18 protein-coding genes are annotated in these 21,066 nt (G+C 70.7%); 8 read left to right on the top strand and 10 right to left on the bottom strand.

Going from position 1 to position 21,066, the window contains the following annotated elements; translation table 11 throughout:
• The first annotated feature begins 3 nt into the window (after nucleotides 1-3).
• The 4 genes from AC07OX_RS28400 to AC07OX_RS28415 all read left to right on the top strand — a co-directional run bounded on the left by AC07OX_RS28400 (nucleotide 4) and on the right by AC07OX_RS28415 (nucleotide 3,178).
• Nucleotides 4-1,125 (top strand): SLC13 family permease, encoded by a 1,122-nt coding sequence (locus AC07OX_RS28400; protein WP_495262876.1) that lies wholly within the window; start codon nucleotides 4-6, stop codon nucleotides 1,123-1,125.
• 38 nt (nucleotides 1,126-1,163) lie between these two features.
• On the top strand, nucleotides 1,164-1,856 hold the full coding sequence (locus AC07OX_RS28405) for a helix-turn-helix domain-containing protein (RefSeq protein ID WP_495262875.1): 693 nt from the start codon (nucleotides 1,164-1,166) through the stop codon (nucleotides 1,854-1,856).
• 64 nt (nucleotides 1,857-1,920) lie between these two features.
• On the top strand, nucleotides 1,921-2,769 hold the full coding sequence (locus AC07OX_RS28410; RefSeq protein WP_495262874.1) for a DMT family transporter: 849 nt from the start codon (nucleotides 1,921-1,923) through the stop codon (nucleotides 2,767-2,769).
• 79 nt (nucleotides 2,770-2,848) lie between these two features.
• Nucleotides 2,849-3,178 (top strand): hypothetical protein, encoded by a 330-nt coding sequence (locus AC07OX_RS28415; protein WP_095747028.1) that lies wholly within the window; start codon nucleotides 2,849-2,851, stop codon nucleotides 3,176-3,178.
• A gap of 81 nt (nucleotides 3,179-3,259) precedes the next feature.
• On the opposite strand, the gene AC07OX_RS28420 is transcribed toward AC07OX_RS28415, so the two are convergent.
• Complete coding sequence (locus AC07OX_RS28420) at nucleotides 3,260-4,324, bottom strand: DUF6708 domain-containing protein (RefSeq protein WP_495262873.1); 1,065 nt, start codon at nucleotides 4,322-4,324, stop codon at nucleotides 3,260-3,262.
• Nucleotides 4,325-4,592: 268 nt separating this feature from the next.
• Here AC07OX_RS28420 and AC07OX_RS28425 point away from each other — a divergent pair, with 268 nt between their 5' ends.
• Nucleotides 4,593-5,465: a hypothetical protein gene (locus AC07OX_RS28425; RefSeq protein ID WP_495262872.1), complete on the top strand. Its 873-nt coding sequence runs from the start codon at nucleotides 4,593-4,595 to the stop codon at nucleotides 5,463-5,465.
• A gap of 108 nt (nucleotides 5,466-5,573) precedes the next feature.
• On the opposite strand, the gene AC07OX_RS28430 is transcribed toward AC07OX_RS28425, so the two are convergent.
• From AC07OX_RS28430 to AC07OX_RS28460, 7 genes are all read right to left on the bottom strand, one after another.
• Nucleotides 5,574-6,617: an NADP-dependent oxidoreductase gene (locus AC07OX_RS28430; RefSeq protein ID WP_369630451.1), complete on the bottom strand. Its 1,044-nt coding sequence runs from the start codon at nucleotides 6,615-6,617 to the stop codon at nucleotides 5,574-5,576.
• A gap of 118 nt (nucleotides 6,618-6,735) precedes the next feature.
• Nucleotides 6,736-7,098 carry a DUF3325 domain-containing protein gene (locus AC07OX_RS28435; protein ID WP_143599174.1) on the bottom strand — a complete coding sequence of 121 codons (363 nt, stop codon included), beginning with the start codon at nucleotides 7,096-7,098 and terminating at the stop codon, nucleotides 6,736-6,738.
• 31 nt (nucleotides 7,099-7,129) lie between these two features.
• Complete coding sequence (locus tag AC07OX_RS28440; protein WP_495262871.1) at nucleotides 7,130-7,768, bottom strand: DUF4198 domain-containing protein; 639 nt, start codon at nucleotides 7,766-7,768, stop codon at nucleotides 7,130-7,132.
• Between the two features lie 55 nt (nucleotides 7,769-7,823).
• Complete coding sequence (locus AC07OX_RS28445) at nucleotides 7,824-10,004, bottom strand: TonB-dependent siderophore receptor (protein ID WP_495262870.1); 2,181 nt, start codon at nucleotides 10,002-10,004, stop codon at nucleotides 7,824-7,826.
• A 171-nt stretch (nucleotides 10,005-10,175) separates the two neighbouring features.
• Nucleotides 10,176-12,674 carry a TonB-dependent siderophore receptor gene (locus AC07OX_RS28450; RefSeq protein ID WP_495262869.1) on the bottom strand — a complete coding sequence of 833 codons (2,499 nt, stop codon included), beginning with the start codon at nucleotides 12,672-12,674 and terminating at the stop codon, nucleotides 10,176-10,178.
• Nucleotides 12,675-12,761: 87 nt separating this feature from the next.
• Nucleotides 12,762-13,700: a FecR family protein gene (locus AC07OX_RS28455; RefSeq protein WP_495262868.1), complete on the bottom strand. Its 939-nt coding sequence runs from the start codon at nucleotides 13,698-13,700 to the stop codon at nucleotides 12,762-12,764.
• Nucleotides 13,693-14,232: a sigma-70 family RNA polymerase sigma factor gene (locus tag AC07OX_RS28460; protein WP_493196148.1), complete on the bottom strand. Its 540-nt coding sequence runs from the start codon at nucleotides 14,230-14,232 to the stop codon at nucleotides 13,693-13,695. Before AC07OX_RS28460 ends, AC07OX_RS28455 begins: the two co-directional genes overlap by 8 nt.
• Before the next feature lie 179 nt (nucleotides 14,233-14,411).
• Here AC07OX_RS28460 and AC07OX_RS28465 point away from each other — a divergent pair, with 179 nt between their 5' ends.
• The 3 genes from AC07OX_RS28465 to AC07OX_RS28475 are packed head-to-tail and all read left to right on the top strand — an operon-like array spanning nucleotide 14,412 to nucleotide 18,960.
• Complete coding sequence (locus AC07OX_RS28465) at nucleotides 14,412-15,605, top strand: efflux RND transporter periplasmic adaptor subunit (RefSeq protein ID WP_495262867.1); 1,194 nt, start codon at nucleotides 14,412-14,414, stop codon at nucleotides 15,603-15,605.
• A complete protein-coding gene (locus AC07OX_RS28470) occupies nucleotides 15,602-17,578 on the top strand; it encodes a MacB family efflux pump subunit (RefSeq protein WP_495262866.1) in 1,977 nt (658 codons plus the stop codon). The genes AC07OX_RS28465 and AC07OX_RS28470 overlap by 4 nt, the downstream gene beginning before the upstream one ends.
• A gap of 8 nt (nucleotides 17,579-17,586) precedes the next feature.
• Complete coding sequence (locus tag AC07OX_RS28475) at nucleotides 17,587-18,960, top strand: efflux transporter outer membrane subunit (protein ID WP_495262865.1); 1,374 nt, start codon at nucleotides 17,587-17,589, stop codon at nucleotides 18,958-18,960.
• On the opposite strand, the gene AC07OX_RS28480 is transcribed toward AC07OX_RS28475, so the two are convergent.
• Nucleotides 18,941-20,341, bottom strand: a complete 1,401-nt coding sequence (locus tag AC07OX_RS28480) for a sensor histidine kinase (RefSeq protein WP_495262864.1) — start codon at nucleotides 20,339-20,341, stop codon at nucleotides 18,941-18,943. The two genes, AC07OX_RS28475 and AC07OX_RS28480, sit on opposite strands and share 20 nt — an antisense overlap.
• Complete coding sequence (locus AC07OX_RS28485; protein WP_062478915.1) at nucleotides 20,338-21,036, bottom strand: response regulator transcription factor; 699 nt, start codon at nucleotides 21,034-21,036, stop codon at nucleotides 20,338-20,340. Before AC07OX_RS28485 ends, AC07OX_RS28480 begins: the two co-directional genes overlap by 4 nt.
• Between the last annotated feature and the right edge of the window lie 30 nt (nucleotides 21,037-21,066).

Genomic DNA, 21,066 nt, shown 5'->3' on the forward strand with positions numbered 1-21,066 from the left:
CGGGTGACCGCCGCAAGCACCGACACCGCCCCGCCCGAACACGGCGGCGGCAACGGCCTGCTGTGGGTGCTCGTGGCCGTCGCGGTCGTGTTCGCCTTCGTGCGCCCGCGCGCGCCGATGGACTGGCTGCGGCTGGTCGACTGGCAGACCGTGGGCGCGCTCGCAGGCCTGCTCGCCATCACGCAGGGCGTGGAGAAGAGCGGCATGCTGCAGGCCGCCGCGCGGCGCCTGCTGGCCCACACGCACAGCCAGCGCGGGCTGGCGATGGCGCTCACGGCCACGGCCGCGCTGCTGTCGGCACTGGTGACCAACGACGTGAGCCTGTTCCTGCTGGTACCGCTCACGCGCGTGCTGGCCGTGCAGGCGCACCTGCCGCTGGCGCGGCTGGTGGTGCTGCAGGCGCTGGCCGTGAACGCGGGCTCGGCGCTCACGCCCATCGGCAACCCGCAGAACCTGTACCTGTGGCACCGCTCGGGCGAGAGCTTCTTCGGCTTCATGGCCATGATGGGCCCGACCGTGGCGATCATGCTGTTCTGGCTCTTCGTGGCCGTGTGGTGGCTGGTGCCGCGCACGCCCATCGCGCTGCGCGAGGAGACCGAGACCGCGCCCGTGCAGCCGCGCCTGCTGGCGCTGGCCGGCGTGCTGTTCGTCGGCTTCGTGGTCGCGCTCGACCGCCACTGGCTGCTGCCCGGCCTGGGCGCGGTGTTCGGCGTGCTGCTGCTCACCTACCCGCGCGTGCTGCGCGGCATCGACTGGGCCTTGCTGGCGATCATCGCGCTGATGTTCGTCGACCTGCGCCAGGCCGCCGAGCTGCCCGCCATCGCGGCGCTGCTGGGCCATTGGCCGATCGGCGAAGGCTGGCGCGCCTACCTGGCGGCCATTGCGGCCTCGCAGGTCATCAGCAACGTGCCGGCGGCGATCCTGCTCGACCGCTACGTGCACGACCTGCCCGCGCTGGCGGCCGGCGTGAGCGTGGGCGGCTTCGGCTGCGTGCTGGGCTCGCTGGCCAACCTGATCGCGCTGCGGCTGGCGAAGCTGCCGCACGGGCTGCGCGAGTTCCACCGCATCAGCATTCCGTTCCTGCTGGTGTGCGCGGCCTCGGCGCTGCTGCTGCGGCTGGGGTGATGACAGGCGGCGGGGCGGCGCGGACAATCGCTCCCGCCATGCACACGCCCGCCCCCGTCCTCTCGCTGCGCGACTACACCCAATCGCGCGGCAGCCACGCGCACGACCACTTCCAGGTGCTGCTCGGGCTCGACGGCGTGCTCGAGATCGAAGTGGAAGGCCGCGGTTCAGGCATCGGCACGGGCCAGGCCCAGGTGGTCGCGCCCGGCGACCGCCACGACTTCGAGGCCCGGCGCGGCGGCAGCGTCTGCCTCGTGCTCGACACGCCGCATGCCCCGTGGGCGCGCTGCGTCGAACAGCCGCCGGCCGACGCGCCCCGGCTGCACGCGCTGGCCCGCTACCTTGCGCACTGCCTGCAGCAGCCGCAGCACGCGGCGCTCGCCCTTCAGCATGGCCCGGCGTTGCTGCTCGAGGCCTGGGGCGCCGTCGCCCCGTCGGTCGCAGACACGCGCCGCCGCCGCATCGACTGGCCGGCCCTCGCGGCCTGGGCGCAGGCGAACTGGCACCGGCCGCTGGGCGTCGCCGACCTGGCCGAGGTCGCCTGCCTGAGCCCCAGCCAGTTCGCACAGCGCTGCCGCGAGGAACAGGGCCAGAGCGCGATGCTCTGGCTGCGCACGCTGCGGCTGGCCCACGCGCGCGAACTGCGGCTCGAAGGCCTGAGCGTGGCCGAGACGGCGCGCCGCACGGGCTACCGGTCGCCGTCGGCGCTCACGGCCGCGCTGCGCCGCTGACACCGTCGTTGCGCGACGACGCACCGTCGGGCCGCGACGAACGCGGCGCGTAGCCTCGGCGTCCATGCCCGCCACCTTCTACGCCCTGCTCGCCATCGCGCTGTGGGCCACGCTCGCCACCTTCGGCACCGCGCTGTCGCACCTGCCGCCGTTCCTCCTGACCGGGTTGGCGCTGATCGTCGGCAGCGTGCCGAGCTGGCCGCTGGTGCTGCGCGACCGCCGCGCCTGGCGCGTGCCGCCGCGCACGCTGGCGCTCGGGGTGTACGGGCTCTTCGGCTTTCACTTTTTGCTGTTCATCGCGCTGCGACATGCGCCGCCGGTCGAGGCCAACCTCGTGAACTACCTCTGGCCGCTGCTGATGGTGGTGCTGGCGCCGGTGCTGCTGCCGGGCGTGTCGCTGCGCCCGCTGCACGTGGTGGCGGCGCTGCTGGGCTTTGCGGGCGCGGCCATCGCGATCCTCGGTGCACGCGGCGGCAGTGCCCTGCCCGGCGCGCCCGCCACGTACTGGGGCTTCCTGCCGGCGGCCGGCTCGGCCTTCATCTGGGCCAGCTACTCGCTGTGGACGCAGCGCGTCACGCCCTTCCCGACCTCGGCCATCGGCCTGTTCGGGCTGGTGTCGGGCGCGCTCTCGCTGGCCTGCCATGCGCTGCTGGAGCCCGCCGTCGCGCTGTCGGCGAAGGACTGGCTGCTGGTCGCGCTGTGCGGCCTGGGCCCGCTGGGCGCGGCCTTCTTCGTGTGGGACATGGCGCTCAAGCGCGGCGACGCGCGCCAGATCGGCATCCTGAGCTACCTCACGCCGCTGGCCTCCACCGCGCTGCTGCTGGCCGTGACCGGCCGGGCGCTCACGGCCAGCATCGCGCTGGCGGCGGCGCTGATCATCTCGGCCGCGGTGATGGGCACGCGTGCGAAATGAGACAAATCAGGGCGATGCCCGACAGAGCTTGTCGTTTTTTGTGGCTAGAGTGGAGGCTCAGGAAAAAGGAGTCACCCCCATGGATCAGAAGAACAACAAGACCGAGGATTTCGAGATCACGCCCAAGCTGGTGTTCGACATGAACCTGGCGCTGTACCTCGACCTGGTGGCCGCGCTGGAGGGCGCGGGCGCCGTCACCTACCGGCAGATGGCGGCGCGGGTCCTGAACATCAGCATGGACGCCCGCACCGACGGCGACACCAACCTGTCGACCGTGCTCGAAGGCATCGCCCAGGGCTTTGCAGGCCACGGCGACGGCCTCTCGATCGAACTGCTGAAGGCCGCGCGCGGCCTGCGCGAGGACGATGCGATGGGCGACATTCCGATGCGGCCCAATCTGGACGATTGACCCGTCGCCTGCGGCATCGATCTCCGGCGGCCGGTGCGCCGTGCAATCGGCGGGGCAAGGCGACGCTGCCGCTTTCACCGCTCAAGGCGACTTCCTGACGGGCAAAGGCCGCCCCACCCGTTCCAGTACCTCCGGCGGCCAGATGACCTTGCGCATGGTCATGTGGCTGATCCAGTTGCACAGCGCCCACAGGGTGAAGAACGGCAACGTCACAGGAAAAAGGAGCAGAAAAAGAACGGTCGGAAAACGGTTGGTTCTCCACCACCAGCCCAGCTGGGGTCCGAAGGGGCTGACCACGCCCATGCTTTGCCACAAGCTGCGGGGGCGCTCGAAGATTTGAAGCTGCTCGCCCTGCGGAACACCAGGCCCCCCGTCTTCCATGAAGCGCCGGATGTGCTCCCACAGCATCGGCACGGTGTACTCGCCCATGCCCAGGCTGTTGCCCACATCGAATTCATCAAGCAGGCGGCCCTCTTTTTCATTGGGCTTGCGGTAGTCGCGCACCACCAGCGTCAGGCTGTGCAGGCGCGAGAGGGCCTGACCAGTGGATGCCAACGTCACACGGTGTTCGGCCGTGATGCACGCCCAGTCGTATTCCACCGCCTGCAGCGCAACAGGTTTGAGGCGCAGGCGCTGCCACCCGCTGTCGGCAGAACCGTCGAGCGGCGGAAACAGGCGATAGACCTTGCGGTGCTTGCGGTCGAAGACGGTCGGCTCGTCCTCGGGGGCAAAAAGATCCATGCGCAAGAAGAAAAGGTACCAGCGAGGAAAAACGTAGAACGCCAGGAATGCAACGACCACCATCTCCAGCGCCAGGAACGGATGCCGCCAGGACGTGAACACGCTCAATATTCCCGAGGAAACCGCCATCCAGAGGGCCCATGTCTGGACGACAACGCCGGCCGCCACGCTCATCAACGCAAATCCGCGCATCTGTGCGGATGCCCCCGGTTGCTGAAGCGCGATCGCGTCCTTGAACACCGCCACCACATTGTTCATGGCACTGGGCTCGTCGCTGGCGCGCTTGTTCTTTCTGAAACGCTCCAGCACGCCATTGAGCGCCCGGTCGTCTACCGTTTTCGGCGCAGGCTCGACGCCTTGCAGCAACGCGATGGCTGGTGCCACGAACTCACCATGCTTGAGCACGTTCAGCTTCCTCCGGTGCAGCTGTATCGTGCTGCATTTTCTTGAAAATCGCCCCATCAGGGCTCGGTGGGTCTGGGTGCGGAGATTCTGGGCCACAGCCAGTGCATCGGGTCGGCCTTCAGCCCTGCTTGAACGACGGCCCCCAGAGCGTCCAGTATCTTGCTGCGGTCCATGCGCCGTGCAGGTCGTTCACACGACCGGGTCACTGACGAAGCGCGGAGGTTGTCAGAATTTCTCCCTTTCCACACCAACCTGTACCGAGAGCAAGGTGACCTCATTGAATCCCTCCTCGGATGGGGCCCTGTCGGCAGTGCTGCACAAGGTCAGCGACAACATCGTCCTCATCGGACCTGCGCGAAACAGGTTGCAGACGGGCGCAGCATTCGCGTCGTTCTGCTCGATGGTCTTGCTCTGCCTGCTGTGCGCGACCTTCATCGTGGGCGACGACGGGCCCAACGGATGGGCATCTTTCCTTCTCTCGCTTGGCATCGCCATGTTTCTGCTGGTGATGGTCTGCACGCAGTTTTTGTATCCTCGAAGCTTTCTGTTTCAACGTGCGCCGACCTATGCGGTCTTCGATTGCGAAGCGCAGCGGGGCTACTGGGCAAGCGATGGCCAGTTGCGCCCTGTGGCATGGAAGGAAGTTCGTTTCGATGCCTTCGAAACCAGCCGCCGATTGAGCGCTGGACAATGGCTGCACCAGCATTTCCTGCGGATCGAAAGCTCTGGACCGTACGAGGGAAGCAGCGTCGACATACCGGTCATTCAGACCTTTGGCAGCTTGAGCGGCACCCTGGTTGTTTCCAGGCTCAACACTGCCTTGCGTCGCTTCATGGGCAGCTGCCATGCCATGGGCGCTGACATCGCGGACCTTCGCCGGCAGCCTCAAGGGAGCATTCTGCGGTCCATCGGAACGTGGGTCATCCCGCCCCATCAGTCCCTCAAGACGCACCCCTGGAGCGTTCTTTTCGGGGTGTTCGGCTTTCCATGGGTCAGCTTGTTTTTCATCTTCACCGCCTTCTACATGGCGGCGGTCAAAGCCACGAGCACGCCCGCCCGCTGGCCGGATGAACTGCTGTCCAGGATCGGGGAGATTCCGGCAGGGTCCCAGCTGGAAGCCATCATCTCGTCGAAGGTCTGACCGACCGTTGTGCAAGGCCCTCCTGCGCTTGCCAACGGTCCGTCGTTCTCCTGATGCCCCACTGGGGGGCAGCCCCGAACTACGGGGCTGCGGACGCTTTCGGCAGCCTCAGTCTTCGGCGACTTGAAGTACCAGCTTGCCGAAGTTCTCCCCCGCGAACAGCTTGTTCAGCGACTCGGGGAAGGTGTCGAGGCCCTTCACGACGTCTTCCTTGCTCTTCATGCGGCCGTCCTTCAGGTAGCCGGCCATCTCGGCGATCGCGATCGGGTAACGGTCGGCGTAGTCGAACACCACGATGCCTTCCATGCGCGCGCGGTTCACGAGCAGGCTCAGGTAGTTCTTCGGGCCGGCCGCCGGCATGCTGTTGGCGTTGTTGTACTGGCTGATGGCGCCGCAGATGATCACGCGGGCCTTGCGCGCCAGGCGTGCCAGCACGGCGTCCAGGATGTCGCCGCCGACGTTGTCGAAGTAGATGTCCACGCCCTTCGGGCAGTGGGTCTTGAGGCCTTCGCGCACGGCGCCCGCGCCGGCCTTGTAGTCGATGCAGGCGTCGAAGCCCAGCTCCTTCACCACCCAGTCGCACTTGGCGGCGCCGCCGGCGATGCCGACCACGCGGCAGCCCTTGATCTTGGCCAACTGGCCCACGGTCTGGCCCACGGCGCCGGCTGCACCCGAGACGACGACGGTTTCGCCGGCCTGGGGCATGCCCACGTCCATCAGGCCGAAGTAGCCGGTCATGCCGGGCATGCCCAGCACGTTGAGCCACTGGGTGATGGTGCCCACGCGCAGGTCGACCTTCACGAGGCCGTTGCGCTTGATCTGGTCCTGCGGGATCAGCATGTATTCCTGCACGCCCAGCGTGCCGTACACGGTGTCGCCCACGGCGAACTGCGGGTTCTTCGAGGCCACCACGCGGCCGATGCCGCCGGCGCGCATCACCTCGTCGATGGCCACGGGCGGGATGTAGCTCTTGGCGTCGTTGAGCCAGCCGCGCATGGCGGGGTCGAGCGACAGCGACAGCGTCTTGACCAGCACGCCGCCCTCGTCGGGCTGGGCCACGGGCTCGGTGCTGAAGCGCCAGTGCTCGCGCGTGGCCGTGCCCTCGGGGCGCTTGGCAAGACGGACCTGGTGGTTGGTGAGGGCGCTGCTCATGGTGTCTCCTTGATGGGTGAATGTGCCGGGCATCGGCGACGCAGCCGCATCGTAGTCGCGGGCCAAGACCCCGCGCGTAGCGCAGGCGACAGCCCGCCCTGCCCCTCCGGATGCCCTGCTATGGAAGCAGGAGCAGCCCGTACGCCGCCGCCGTGGCGACGCCCAGCACGGAGGCCACGGCGCCGACGCGCCGCGCCCAGCCGGGCCGGTAGCTCACGAGGCCGACCACCACGAGCGCGGCGGCCGTGAGGGCGCCCAGCCACAGCACCCAGCCCATGGCCGGCCCGCGCAGCCGGAGTGCTGCGACCAGCGAGAGGAGAAGCAGCGCCGCACCGCCCAGCTGCTGCCAGGGCCGCGACGGGCCCGGCGTGCGGCCGCGCCCGTGGGCGTCTTCGTAATGCCGGTCCATCGCCAGGCTCAGCGTGACGAAGCCGCCGAGCGCGGACGCGAACAGGGCGCACACCAGCGCGAAGGTGCTCATGGGCAGCACCCCCGCGCCGGAAGCCCCGCCCTCACCGGACGACGAAGCTCAGCGTGGCGACGTGGCGCGTCTGCGTGTAGGGCTTGCCGTCCCAGGTGCCCTTGCCGTCCTTGTCGGTGTGGTTCACCTCGACCACGTACTGGCCGGGCCAGGGCGTCTGCAGCGTGACCTGGCCGGCGTCGTCGGTGGTGAACTTCTTCTCCCACTTGGGCGGGCCGAACACGACCACCTCGGCCTTGGGCAGCGGCTTGCCGGCGAGCAGCAGCGTGAAGCTGTTGCTGTTGGCGGCCTGCGGCACGAGCTCGAGCGTGTGGCGCGCGACGGTTTCGGTGCGGCCGGTGCGCGCCTGGTACAGGCTCGCCACGCCCTTGTCGCTGACGTAGGCACCCACGAGGCGCGCGTCGCCGCTGGCGTCGGCCTTGACCACGAAGTGATCGGCATGGCGCGTGGCGGGCGTCTGCTTTCCGTCGGCGGCGATGCCGCGCGGCGCGCTGACCAGCTTCAGGTGGCCCGCCTCGGTCTCGCGCAGGTCGTCGACCCATTCGCCGAAGTAGGCCTTGGCCTCGCCGCCTGCGGCGGGTTCGAGCCAGACGAAGTGGGCGTGCGCGGCGCCCGAGAAGACGAACGCGACCGCCGCGAGGGTGGCAAGGGAGAACAGGGGTTTCTTCATGGTCGATGCTCCAGGTAGTGATGGCATGGTTGAGACGGAATGGAAGACGGCTTGTTCAGAACTTGGCGCGCAGGGTCAGGCTCACGTTGCGCGGCTCGCCCCAGAACACGCTGTCGTAGAAGCCCACGTTGCGGTAGTACTTCTTGTCGAAGACGTTGCGGATGTTCAGCTGCGCCGTGACGTTCTTGTTGATCTCGTAGCTGGCCATGAGGCTGAAGACCGCGTACGCCTTCTGCGAGATGCGCGGCAGCGGGTCCTTCATGCTGAACAGCGGCGGCTGCCCATACCACGACTCGCCGTAGATGCCGCTTTGCGCCGTCATGTCGCCGCCGACCTTCAGGCCGCGCCAGGCGCCACTGAAGCGGTAGGCGGTCGACAGGCGCAGCAGGTGCCTGGGCTGGTTGGGCACGGCACGCGCGCCCTTGGCGGTCTTGGCATCGAGGTACGTGTAGCCGGCGGCCACGTTCCAATCGGGCGTGATCTGGCCCGACACGTCGAACTCGAGGCCGCGCGCCGTTACGCCGTCGCCGCTGGCCACGTAGGCCTGGCCGCCGTCGGGCAGCCGGAAGCCGGCGGGCACGCTGCGGTCGAGCTCGGCGAGGTTCTTCTTCTTGACCTGGAACACGGCCGCCGACGCATTGAGCGCACCGCCGAAGTACTCGCCCTTCACCCCCAGCTCGGCGCTGGTGCCGGTCTCGGGCGCGAGGTACTGGTCGTTGCGGTCCTTCGAGCTTTGCGGGTTGAACAGCGTGGTGTAGCTGGCATACAGCGAGTGGCGCTTGTCTAGGTCGTAGACCAGGCCGACATACGGCGTGACCTCGTCCTTCGCTTCCGACTTGCCCGTGGTGCGCGTGTACTGCAACGCCGTGTTGTAGGCGTGCGTGTATCTGCGGTAGTTGCTCACGCGCGCGCCGACGATCACGCTCAGCGGGTCGGTGAGGCTGAAGCGGCCCGCCACGTAGCCGCCGTTGAGCTGCGTGAAGCCCACGGTCTTCGAGCCGTCGGCCAGGAAGATCGGGCGCGGGATGTTGCCGGTCCACGTGCGGTAGTCGGGAATGGCCTCGGGGTACGGGATCACCGGCGCGCCGCCCTGCGAGGTGTAGGTCTGGTTGCCGCCGTTCCATCCGGCGATGAAGGTGTGGCGCCGCCCGAACAGGCTGAAGGGGCCGGTGGCGTACAGGTCGAAGTTGTCGTTGACGTACTCGCCCTCGCCCCACACGCCGCTCCACAGCTTCATGCCCTGGCCGGTGAAGCGGTTGGGGTAGCCCGCGCCGCCGTTGGCCACGGTGGTGTTGTTGGTGCTGGTGGTGCGCGCATAGCCCAGGTGCACCTTCCAGTCGTTGTCGAAGCGGTGCTGCAGCGAGACGAAGGCCGTGTGCTGCTTGTTGGCCCAGGTGCTCCACGGCGCGCTCAGGCTGGTGTTGCGCGGCAGGTTGGCGAGCGTGCCGTCGTGGTTCCAGTACGGAATGGCGCCCCAGGTCGCGCCCGAGGGCTTGTTGTCCTGGAAGTCGATGCCGGCGGTGAGCAGCGTGGAGCGCGTGAGGTCGGCCTCGACGATCACCATGCCCACGGTCTTGCGCTCGTGGTACAGGTCCATGTACGAGTCGCGGTCCTGCCAGGCCAGCGCGGTGCGCGCGCGGATGCGGCCGTCGGCCGTGAGCGGCACCGACAGGTCGACCTCGGCGCGCTTGTGGTTCCAGCGCCCGTAGCTGAGCGAGGCGCTGCCCTGGAACTCGCGCGTGGGGCGCTTGCGCACCGAGTTGATGGTGGCCGACGGGTCGCCCGTGCCGCCCATGAGGCCGGTGGCGCCGCGGATGACCTCGATGCGGTCGTACAGCACGGTGTCGGACAGCGGCGAATTCGGGCCGCGCGGCATGCCGTCGATCTGGAAGTTGTTGATCGAGAAGCCGCGCGCCGAGTAGTTCACGCGCTCGCTGTCGGCCTGCCCGACCATGATGCCGGTGGTCTGGCCCAGCACGTCGTCGATGCGGGCGCTGCCCAGGTCGTCCATGCGCTCGCGCGTGATCACGGTCACCGACTGCGGCGTCTCGCGGATCGACAGGTCCATGCGCGTCGCGGTGGAGGCCTGCTCGGCGGTGTAGGAGCGGCTGCCCTCGGTGCGGCCGCTGCGGTCGCCCGAGACGGTGACCTCGGACAGCGCCGCGCCACTGGCGGCGGGCTGTTGCTGCTGCTGCGCGCTGACGACGCCGCAGCAAAGCAGGGCGACAAGGGCCACGGGAGACCGCCGGAAGCGGGCGCGTGAAAACGAATGCTGGTTCATGGCATGAAGAAAGGGGGCGGCCCGACCCGAGAGGTCGGCAACGCCCGTTGGCAGGAGATGGCTAGCGACGCACCCGGCCGCGAAGGGGCCGGCAGCGACCTGGCTGCGGAGAAAAAACGCGGTGCGTCAGTAGGTGCCGCGCAAGGTCACGAGCAGGTGGCGCGGGGCGCCGTAGAAGCTGCTGCTGGTGCTGGTGCGGTAGCGCGTGTCGAAGACGTTGTTCAGCGCCACCGACACGGCAAGGTGCTTGTTGATCGGGTAGCGCGCCATGAGGTCGAGCGTGGTGTAGGCCTGCTGCGTGAAGCGCGCATGGCCCGAGGGACCCAGGCCCGTGCTGTAGGTGTCGCTCTGCCAGTTCAGGCCGCCGCCCACCGTGAGGCCGTTGCCGATGCCGGCGATGCGGTAGCTGGTGAAGAGCTTCAGCAGGTTCTTCGGCACCTGCGTGTTCAGGCGCTGGCCGGCCGCGTCGCGGGCCACGCTGTGCGCAAAGCCGCCGCCGACCTGCCAGCCGGGCAGCAGCTCGCCGGCCACTTCGAATTCGTAGCCGCGCGTGGTCGTGCCCTTGGCGGCGCGGTACGCGGCCGAGCCGTCGGGCGCGAACTCGTTGTCCAGGCGCACGGCGAGGTTGTCCTGCTTCACCTGGAACACGGCGGCGCTGAGGTTGAGTCGGTCGTTGTGGAAGGCGCCCTTCACGCCGGCTTCGTAGGCGTGGCCCTCGAGCGGGTCGAGGTAGGTGCCGCTGCGGTCCTTGCTGGCCTGCGGCTTGAAGATGCTGGTGTAGCTGGCGTAGGCCGACCAGTGCTTGTCGAGGTCGACCACCACGCCCGCGTACGGCGTGACGACGCCCTTCTCGCTGCGCGTGGTGAGGGTGGCGGCGCGCTGCAGGGGGAAGGTGCGCGTCACGTCCTTCCAGTCGCTCGCGCGTGCGCCGACGATCACCGAGAGCGCGTCGGTCGGCCGCAGCCGCACCGTGGCATAGGCGCCCGACTGGCGCGTGGCCGTTTCCTGGCGGCCGGTCACGGGCTGCTGCGGCTGGGCCGGCAGGTCGCCGGTCCAGGTGTTGAAGTTCGCGATCCACGGATCGAAGCCCGCCACGTTCCAGCCCGCGTACAGCGGCGCGTCGCTGTGCGTGCGCGAGGCGTTGTAGCCCAGCACCAGCTCGTGGCGCCGGCCGAGGAGTTCGAAGGGGCCGCTGGCGTACAGGTCGAATGCGTTCTGCACCGGCACCGCGTTCCAGCGGTTCGTCCATAGGCCGAGCCCCGCACCCGTGGCGCGGTTCATGTAGCCGCGCAGCGCGTAGCCGATGACGTCGTCGTAGGCGCGGCGCGAGCGGTTGAAGGCGGCGTGCACGGCCCAGCCGTTGTCGAAGCGGTGGTCGAGCGCGGCGAAGTACTGGCGCTGGTCCTGGTACGAGTGGGCCCAGCGCGCGGCGGCGCTGCGCGAGCGGCCGTAGGTGGCCTCGCTGCCGTCACTGAAGTACAGAGGCAGGCCGGCGCGCGCCACGCCGTCGTTATCGTGCCGCTGCAGTTCGAAGCCGGCACTCAGGCGCGTGCTGCGCGCGAGGTCGGCTTCGACGATGCCGTAGAACAGGCGCTTCTTTTCGTGGTGCCGCTCGATCCACGAGTTGCCGTCCTGCACGGCCGCGACCACGCGCGCGCGCACGCGGCCGTCGGCGGTGACGGGCCCGCCGATGTCGAGCTCGGCGCGCTGCCGGTTCCAGGTGCCCGCGCTGAACGAGGCGCTGGCCTGCAGCGCGTTGCCGGGGCGCTTGCGCACGAGGTTGACGGTGGCCGCCGGCGTGCCCACGCCGTTGAGCAGACCCGTGGCGCCACGCACCACCTCGACGCGGTCGTAGAACGCCAGGTCACCCGTCTGCAGCAACCAGGTGCCGGCCTGCGGGATGCCGTCGACCTGGTAGTTCTCGACCTCGAAGCCGCGCGAGTAGACGGCGTTGGCGTCGGTGCCGGCGTTGCCGCTTTGCACGAAGCTCAGGCCGGGCGCCTGGCGCAGCACGTCGCTGATCTGGCCCAGGCCCTGGTCGTCGATGCGGTCGCGTGTGAGCACGCTGACCGACTGCGGCGTCTCGCGCAAGCTGAGCTCGAGCCGCGTCGCGGTGCCGATCGCGCCGTCGGTGGTGTAGGAGCCCGTGCCTTCGGTGACGGTGCCGGTGTCGCGCCCGCCGGTGACCGTGACCTCGCTGAGCGCACCGCCCGCTGCGGGCGCTTCGGCCTGCGGCTTCGGACCCGGTGGGCGCTGCGCCGCGACGCGCAGTGCGTAGCCGCCCGAAGCACCGCGCACCGCTTCGAGGCCGCTGCCTTCGAGCAGCTGCAGCAGCGCCTCGCGCGCCGTGTAGCGGCCCTGCAGCGCGGGCGCGCGCTTGCCGCGCACGACCTCGGCATCGACGCCGAGCAGCAGCCCCGTGCGCACGGCGAGCGCGGTCAGTGCGCTGCTCAGCGGCTGCGCGGGCTGGTGCCACTCGAAGGCCGCATCGGCAGGCGGCGTTTGCGCGGCGGCCGGCACGGCGAGCAGCACCAGGCTCGCGAGTGCGAAGGCGCGGCGCAGGCGATGCCAGCGCCGCACGCGGGCGTGCGCGGTCTCGGTCGGGTCTGCTGCAGGTCCTGTCATGGTGTGGTGAATCTCTTTTCACCACCTATGACAAGCGGGCACGGGAATCGGGTAGCGGCGCGCGCGGAAAAAAGTGCGGTCGGCCGGTCACGGCGGCGCCGTCGTGGTCACCCGCACCAGCCACGGCGACAGCGTCGACACGCGCAAGTTCGGCAGTGCGCTGGCGAGCAGCGCGAGCGCGGCGTCGCTCTGCTGGATCGGCAGCACGCCGGTGAAGCGCAGCGCACCCAGGGCCTCGTCGTCGGCCAGCAGCAGCCCGGGCCGGTGCCGGCCGAGCTGGCGCAGCACCTCGGCCACCGGCGCGTCGTCGAACACCAGCCGGCCCTGCGGCCAGGCCAGGCCGCCGGGCGCGGCGGGCACGGTGTCGGTGGTGACGCCGCGGCGATCGAAGCGCACCTGCTGCCCCGCCTGCACGTCGACCCAGCGGTCGTCGCCGCCGTCCAGCGGCTGCACGCGCACGCGCGATTCGGTGACGGTGACGAGCGTGTCGCTCGCCTCGCGCCGCACGGCGTAGCGCGTGCCCAGCGCCTGCGCGCTGCCGTCGCGGTCGACCACGGCAAAAGGCTTGTCGCCGTGCGCGACCTCGACGAAGACCTCGCCGCGCAGCAGCTGCACCCGGCGCACGCTGCCGGAGAAATCGATGTCGATGGCCGAGTCGCTGTTCAGCGCGACGCGGCTGCCGTCCTCGAGCGTGAGGTGGCGGACCTCGCCGGTGCCGGTGCGCTCATCCGCCAGCCAGGCCTGCCACGGCATCGCGGCGCCCGCCACGAGCAGGCAGGGCAGCAGCACGAGCGCGCCCAATGCCTGGCGCGACAGGCCGCGCCTCGCAGGTTGCGGCGCAGGCGTGTCGGGCGTCACCGCCTCCCACATGCGGCGCATCTCGGCCAGGAGCCGCGCATGGCGTTCGTCGAGCGCGCACCACGCGGCGCAGGCGGCGCGCGTGGCGTCGTCCACGCTGTCGTCGGCGAGGGTCACGGCCCACAGGGCCGCCTCCTCGCGCAGGCGCTCGGCGGCCGCGTCAGGCATGGGCCGGGGCGTCGGCGCTTTCCGCTTCGGGCACGGCCGCGGCCAGGCGGCCATGGCAATGCGCCAGCACCTTCGCGAGGTACTGCTTCACGCGCGTCTCGGACACGCCCAGTTCGGCCGCGATCTCGCGGTACGAGCGCCCTTCGACGCGCGCCATCAGGAAGGCGGTGCGGCTCTTCACGTCGAGCTCGGTCGCCAGGAGCGCGAGCACCTGGCCCAGCAGCTCGCGTGCGCAGGCCTTGTCCTCGGCGCTCGGCGCGCAGGCGTCCTCGGCCATCAGCGCGACGGTGCGCAGCACCTCGGCCTCGACCTGCATGCGGCGAAAGCGGTTGATCATCAACCGGCTGGCCACCACCTGCAGGAAGGCGCGCGGCTGGCGCAGCACCGGCTGCTGCGGCAACTCGATGAGGTTGAGAAAGGTGTCGTGCGTGAGATCGGCCGCGGTGAAGCCGCAGCGCAGGCGGCCCAGCAACCAGCTGCGCAGCCAGCCCTGGTGGTCGACGTACAGCTGCCGGACTTCCGGATGGGACATGGTGTGAAGGGGCATCGCGGGCAGCGACGCAATTGAGAGTTATTCTCATTATAGATTTGTAAAGTTTGTCCTGTCCCCCGAAACGTCTCATTCCGCATGAGGCACCGCGCGGGCTACCCGTTTCCGCGCCTCGCACGTCTTAGCAGCATGACCCTCGCTTTCTTCTGCAGGGACGCCCGGTGACGGCGCCCGCTTCCCGTTCGCGCGCCGGCACACGCCTGCGCATCGCCGCCTTCGCGGCGCTGGCCCTGGCCGCCGTCGCGGTGGCCTACGTTTGGGCGAGTCCGCGCGACCCCGGCTGGGACACCGCCGTGCTGCGCCGCGGCGACATCGAAAGCAGCGTGACCGCCATCGGCACGCTGCAGCCGCGCCGTTATGTGGACGTGGGCGCGCAGGTGTCGGGCCAGATCCTGCGGCTGCACGTGCAGCCCGGCGACGCGGTGAAGAAGGGCCAGCTGATGGTGGAGATCGACCCCAGCGTGCAGCAGGCCACGGTGGACGCCGGCCGCGCCTCGCTCGCGGGCCTGCGCGCGCAATTGGCCGACCAGCACGCGCAGCACCGCCTGGCGCGCCAGCAGTTCGCACGCCAGCAGCAGATGGCCGCCGAGGGCGCCACGCGCGCCGAAGACGTGCAGACCGCCGAAGCCACGCTGGCCTCGGCCGCCGCGAAGATCGCGCACCTCGAGGCCCAGATCGCCCAGACCCAGGCCACGCTCAAGGCCGACGAGGCGCGCCTGGGCTACACGCGCATCTACGCGCCGATGGCCGGCAGCGTGGTCTCGGTGCAGGCGCGCGAGGGCCAGACGCTCAACGCCACCTACCAGACGCCCGACATCCTGCGCGTGGCCGACCTGTCGAGCATGACGGTGTGGACCGAGGTCTCGGAAGCCGACGTGCGCCGCGTGAAGCGCGACATGGCCGTGTACTTCACCACGCTCGGCGCCGACCGCCGCCGCTGGGAAGGCACCGTGCGCCAGGTGCTGCCCTCGCCGCCCGTGGCCGCAGGCAAGAGCGGCGGCGACGCGCCGCAGGCCCCGGCCGCCAGCAAGGTCGTGCTTTACACGGTGCCGTTCGACGTGGACAACGCCGACGGCGAGCTCATGCCGCAGATGACCGCGCAGGTGAGCTTCGTCGCCGCCTCGGCGCGCAACGTGGTGGTGGCGCCGCTGCCCGCGCTCACGGCCGTAAAGGGCCAGGCCGGGCGCTTCACCGCGCGCGTGCTCGGGCCCGACGGCCAGCCCGCGCCGCGCGAGGTGCGCATCGGCGTGCGCGACCGGCTCTCGGGCGAAGTGCTCGAAGGCCTGGCCGAGGGCGAACGCCTCATCACCGGCGAGCGCGCGGCCGGCGGCGGCACGCGGAAGTTCCAGCTGTGAGTGCGGCCGAGACGAAGACGACCCCGCTGATCGCACTGCACGACCTGCGCAAGTCCTACGGCGGCCACGACGGCGCGCCGGCCGTCGAGGTGCTGCGCGGCATCACGCTGGAGCTGCATGCGGGCGAGTTCGTCGCCATCGTCGGCAGTTCGGGCTCGGGCAAGTCGACGCTGATGAATCTGCTGGGCTGCCTCGACCGCCCGACCGGCGGGCGCTACCTGTTCGCCGGCCAGGACGTGGCCGGCATGGACGCCGACGCGCTCGCGCGGCTGCGGCGCGAGGCCTTCGGCTTCGTGTTCCAGGGCTACCACCTGATCTCCACCGAGTCGGCGCAGGAGAACGTCGAGATGCCCGCCATCTACGCCGGCGCGGCGCCCGCCGAGCGCGCCTCGCGCGCACGCGGGCTGCTCACGCGCCTGGGCCTGGGTGATCGGCTGGGCCACAGGCCGCACCAGCTCTCGGGTGGCCAGCAGCAGCGCGTGTCGATCGCGCGCGCGCTCATGAACGGCGGGCGCATCGTGCTGGCCGACGAGCCCACCGGCGCACTCGACTCGCGCAGCGGCGAAGAGGTGATGGCGCTGCTCGACGAGATGGCCGCCGCCGGCCACACCGTGATCCTCATCACGCACGACCGCGAGGTGGCGCAGCGCGCGCGCCGCGTGATCGAGATCCGCGACGGCTGCATCGTGTCGGACAGCGGGCGTGCACCCGTCGAAGCACCACCAGAGCCACTTCCGCTGCTCTCGCCCTCGCTCACAGCCGACGCCGCAGACACCCCACGCGCCCTGCTCTCCGAGCTGCACGAGGCGCTGCGCGCAGCCTGGCGCGTGATGTGGATCCACCGCTTTCGCACCGGCCTCACGCTGCTGGGCATCGTGATCGGCGTGGCCTCGGTCATCGTGATGCTCGCGGTCGGCACCGGCTCGCAGGAGGCGGTGATGAAGCAGATCTCGCTGTTCGGCGCCGACAAGATGTACGTGGCCGCCATTCCCGACAGCGCGCGCGGGCGCGGCGGCAAGCTCACGCTGGCCGACGTCGACACCATCCGCCGCCTGCCCAACGTGCGCGTGGCCATGCCCTACATCGAGGGCTTCGTGGTGGCGCGGCGCGGCAACGTGGACCACCGCACCGAGGGCGGCGGTGCCACCACCGACTTCGAGCAGGCGCTGAAGTGGCCGACCGCGCGCGGCATCTTCTTCGACGAGAGCGACGAGCAGAGCCTGGCCAAGGTCGCGGTGATCGGCGAGCGCGTGCAGGCCGCGCTGTTCGCCGACGGCACCGACCCGGTGGGCCAGCGCATCCTGCTGGACAACGTGCCCTTCGACGTGCTGGGCGTGCTCGCCGCCAAGGGCGCGGGCGGCGGCCAGGCCAGCGAGGACGAGCGCGTGATCGTGCCCTTCTCCACCGCCGCCGCGCGGCTGTACGGCAGCAACCACCCGACCTGGGTCGCCGTGGCCGTGCACGACGTCGACAAGGCTTCGGAGACCGCCGCCGAAATCGTCGAAGTGCTGGCCGCGCAGCGCCACGTGCGCGACGTGCAGGTGTTCAACCAGACCGAGTCGATCAAGGCGCGCGCGCAGACCCAGCGCACCATGACCGTGATGCTCGGGCTGATCGCGGCGGTGTCGCTGGTGGTCGGGGGCATCGGCGTGATGAACGTGATGCTCATGACCGTGCGCGAGCGCACGCGCGAGATCGGCATCCGCATGGCCACCGGCGCACGCCAGCGCGACATCCTGCGGCAGTTCCTCGTCGAGGCGGTGCTAGTCACCGTGACCGGCGGCGTCGCGGGCGTGGTGGGCGGGTTGCTCGTGGGCGCCGCGCTCATCGTGTGGAGCGTGCCGGTGATCTTTTCCCTCACGGCCATCGCGGGCGCCTTCGGCTGCGCCGTGCTCACCGGCCTGGTGTTCGGCTTCATGCCGGCCCGCAAGGCCGCCGCGCTCGACCCGGTCGCGGCCCTGTCTTCCGAATGACGACTGCCATGACGCGCCTTTTCTTCTCTCCCGCCGCGCTGGCCCTGGCGGCGCTGTTGCTGCTCGCGGGCTGCGCGACGCCATCGGCCGATGCGCCCGCCACTGCAGCCCCCGTCGCAGACCCGTGGTGGGGCGGCTTCGGCAGCACCGAGCTGCCGGCCTTCGTCGCCGCGGTCGATGCCGGCAACCCCGACGGCGACGCCGCCGAAGCCCGCCTGCGCCAGGCCGAGGCGCAGGAGCGCATCACCGGCGCCTCGGCCTGGCCTGAACTTTCAGCCACCGCCGATGTGCAGCGCCAGGGCCGGCTCGGCGGCGATGCGAACGTGAGCGGCAACCGGCGCGCGCTCGGGCTCGACGCGCGCTACGAGGTCGACCTGTGGGGCCGCCTGCGTGCACAGCGCGACAGTGCCGGCGCCTCGCGACGCGCCAGCGCCTTCGATCGCGACGCGGTGCGCCTCGCGCTGCGCGCGGGCGCGGGTGCGGCCTGGCTCGACGCGCTGGGCCTGCGCGAGCGCGCGGCCATCGCGCGCCGCAGCCTGGACGATGCCGAGCGGCTGCTGCAGCTGGTCGAGGCCCGTGCGCGCGCGGGCGCGGCCTCGCCGCTCGAGCTTGCACAGCAGCGCGGCATCGTCGCATCGCAGCGGCGCACGGCCGCCACGCTGCACCAGCAGTCGCGCGCAGCGGACATCCGCATGGCGCGCTGGCTCGGCCAGGCCGGCAGCGAGGTGCGGATCACAGCCACCAGCCTGCAGCAGCTCGCGCTGCCCGCGGTGGACGCCAGCCTGCCGGCCGACCTGCTCGCGCGCCGGCCCGACATCGCACGCGCCGAGGCCGCACTGGCCGCGGCCGATGCGGACGTGGCGGCGGCGCGCGCGGCGATGTTCCCCACGCTCACGCTGAGTGCCGGCCTCGCGGCCGCGGGGCCGCGCTTCGGCACGTTGTTCGACCACCCGGTGTACAGCCTCGCGGCAGCGCTCGCTGCACCGATCTTCGACGGCGGCCGGCGCGCGGCGGCGCGCGACCTGTCGACCGCACGGCGCGAAGAGTTGCTCGCGGCCTACCGCGCCGCCACCGTGGCCGCCTTCACCGACGCGCTGACCGCGCTCGACGCCGTGGCCGCGCTCGACACGCAGCGCGCCGCGCAGGACGAGGAACTGGCACAGGCCGAGCGCGCACGCACGCTCGCCGAGTCGCGCTACCGCGCGGGTGCCGAGACGCTGCTCACGCTGCTCGATGCGCAACGCACGCTGTTCGCCGCGCAGGATGCGCGTGCGCAGTTGCTGCAGGCGCGCTTGCAGGCCAGCGTGGCGCTGTACCACGCGCTCGGCGGTGGTTGGCCTGCCGAATTGGCGGCCACGCGCCTCAGCCGAAGCGCACGCTGATCTGCAGGCCGGGGTGCGCGTTGCGCACCGTGAGCCGCCCGCCGTGGGCTTCGGCGATGAGCCGGCACAGGTACATGCCCAGGCCGACACCGCCGGTGGCGCGCGCCCGCGCGCCGTCGGTGCGGTAGAAGGGCTCGGTCAGGCGTTCAAGCTGCGCATCGTCCACGCCGGGACCGAAGTCGCGCACCTCCAGCTCGGCACCGCCGTCGGCCGGCGCGCGCAAGCTCACGGTCGGCGGCTGCGGTGCGCCGGCGCTGTAGCGCAGCGCGTTGTCCAGCAGGTTGCGCACCATCAGGCGCACGCGCATGCGGTCGACGGGCTGCGGCGGAAGACCGTCTGCGAGATCGAGTTGCACCGCCTGTGCGCCGGGCATCTCAGCGACGATCTCGCGCACCAGCGCCGCTAGGTCGACGGGCTCGCGCTGCAACGCGGCATGCGGGCTCGCGAGGCGTTCGCTTTCGAGCAGGTCGCTGATCAGGTCGCGCATTTCGTTGAGGTCGCGCAGCAGCGCCTCGCGCTCGGCCTCGCCTTCGGGCGTGGCAGGCAGAAGCTCGGCGTTGAGGCGAGCGCGCGTGAGCGGCGAGCGCAGCTCGTGGCTCAGCGCCAGCAGCAGGCCGCGCTTGGCATCGAGCATGGCCTGGATGTCGCTGGCCATGGTGTTGACGCGCTGCGCGAGGTCGCCCAGGTCGTCGTTGCGGCGGATCGGAATGGGCTGCGTGAACTCGCCGCGGCCGAAGCGCTGCGCGCCCTCGCGGATGTCGATGAGCGGACGCAGCAGCCGGCTCACCAGCGCGTAGGCCACCACCACGAGCAGCAGCAGCACGCACAGCGTGGTCCAGCCCGCCGCGCGCGGCGCGAGCTGCCACAGCCGGGGCGCCCAGCCGAAGATGACCTTGTGCCCGTCGGCCGTGGGGCGCACGAACCAGCGCTCGGTGGAGAACATCGACTCCTCGCGGTCGCGGTCGTAGAACCAGCCGCCGCGCGCGTGCATGTCGTTGCCGGGGTTCGACTCCCAGTTCACGCTGGGCCCGGTGATGCGGATGGTGATCGGCAGCCGGTCGACCAGCGCCTGCGCGCGCACCGTGTCGGGCGGCGTGCCGAGTTCGGCGACGAGGCGGTCGGCGTAGTCCATCAGCATCGGCTGCGCGGCCTCGGCCCAGGTGCTGGAGAAGGAGCGCTTCATGCCGCCCACGAACACCGCCGCCATCACGAGCGCGAGCACCACGAACATCATCACGATCCGCACGCGCACCGAACTGCGCCAGCGCTGCTGCATGTGCGCGTGCATGCGCGCGTGCCAGTGCCGACGGCGCTCCTTGCCGGGGCACAGGCCTTCGTTGTCGGCGGGCACGGCGCCTGCGCGCCTGCGGGGAAATCTCATGAAGAAGGCTCGCCCGGCGCCACGGCCAGCGCGTAGCCGGCGTTGCGCAGCGTCTTGATGCAGTCGAGCGGCTCGAGCTTCTTGCGCAGCCGGCTCACCACGATGTCGACCGCGCGCGTGAAGAGCTCGGCCTCGTGGCCGCGCAGCCGGTTGAGGATGTCGTCGCGGCTGAACACCTTGCCGGGCTCGCCGGCCAGCAGCGCGAGCAGGTCGAACTCGGTGCCGGTGAGCTCCACGCGCTCGCCGTGGCGCAGCACCTGGCGCCGGTCGAGGTCGATCGACAGGCCGTCGAACACGCGCAGTTGGGCGTTGGCGGCGGCCGCCGCCGGCGCGCTGCGCTGGCGGCGCAGGATGGTCTGCACGCGCGCCACCAGTTCGCGCGGCTCGAAGGGCTTGGGCACGTAGTCGTCGGCGCCGAGTTCGAGGCCGACCACGCGGTCCATGACCTCGCCGCGCGCGGTGAGCATCACGATGGGGATGTCGCTTTCCTTGCGGATCTCGCGGCACAGTTCGAAGCCGTCCATCTCGGGCAGCATGACGTCGAGGATGGCCGCGTCGTAGTGCCCCGCACGCAGCTTGGCGATGCCTTCGCTCGGGCGCTTGGCGCTGTCGAGCGTGCAGCCGAAGCGTGCGAAGTAGGTGGTCAGCGGCGCGGCGAGGTGTTCGTCGTCGTCGATCAGCAGGATGCGCGGCATGGCGGGATTGTGCCTCCTGGCAAAGAGAGC

It is taken from the genome of Variovorax sp. GW821-FHT09D07, from assembly GCF_059416345.1.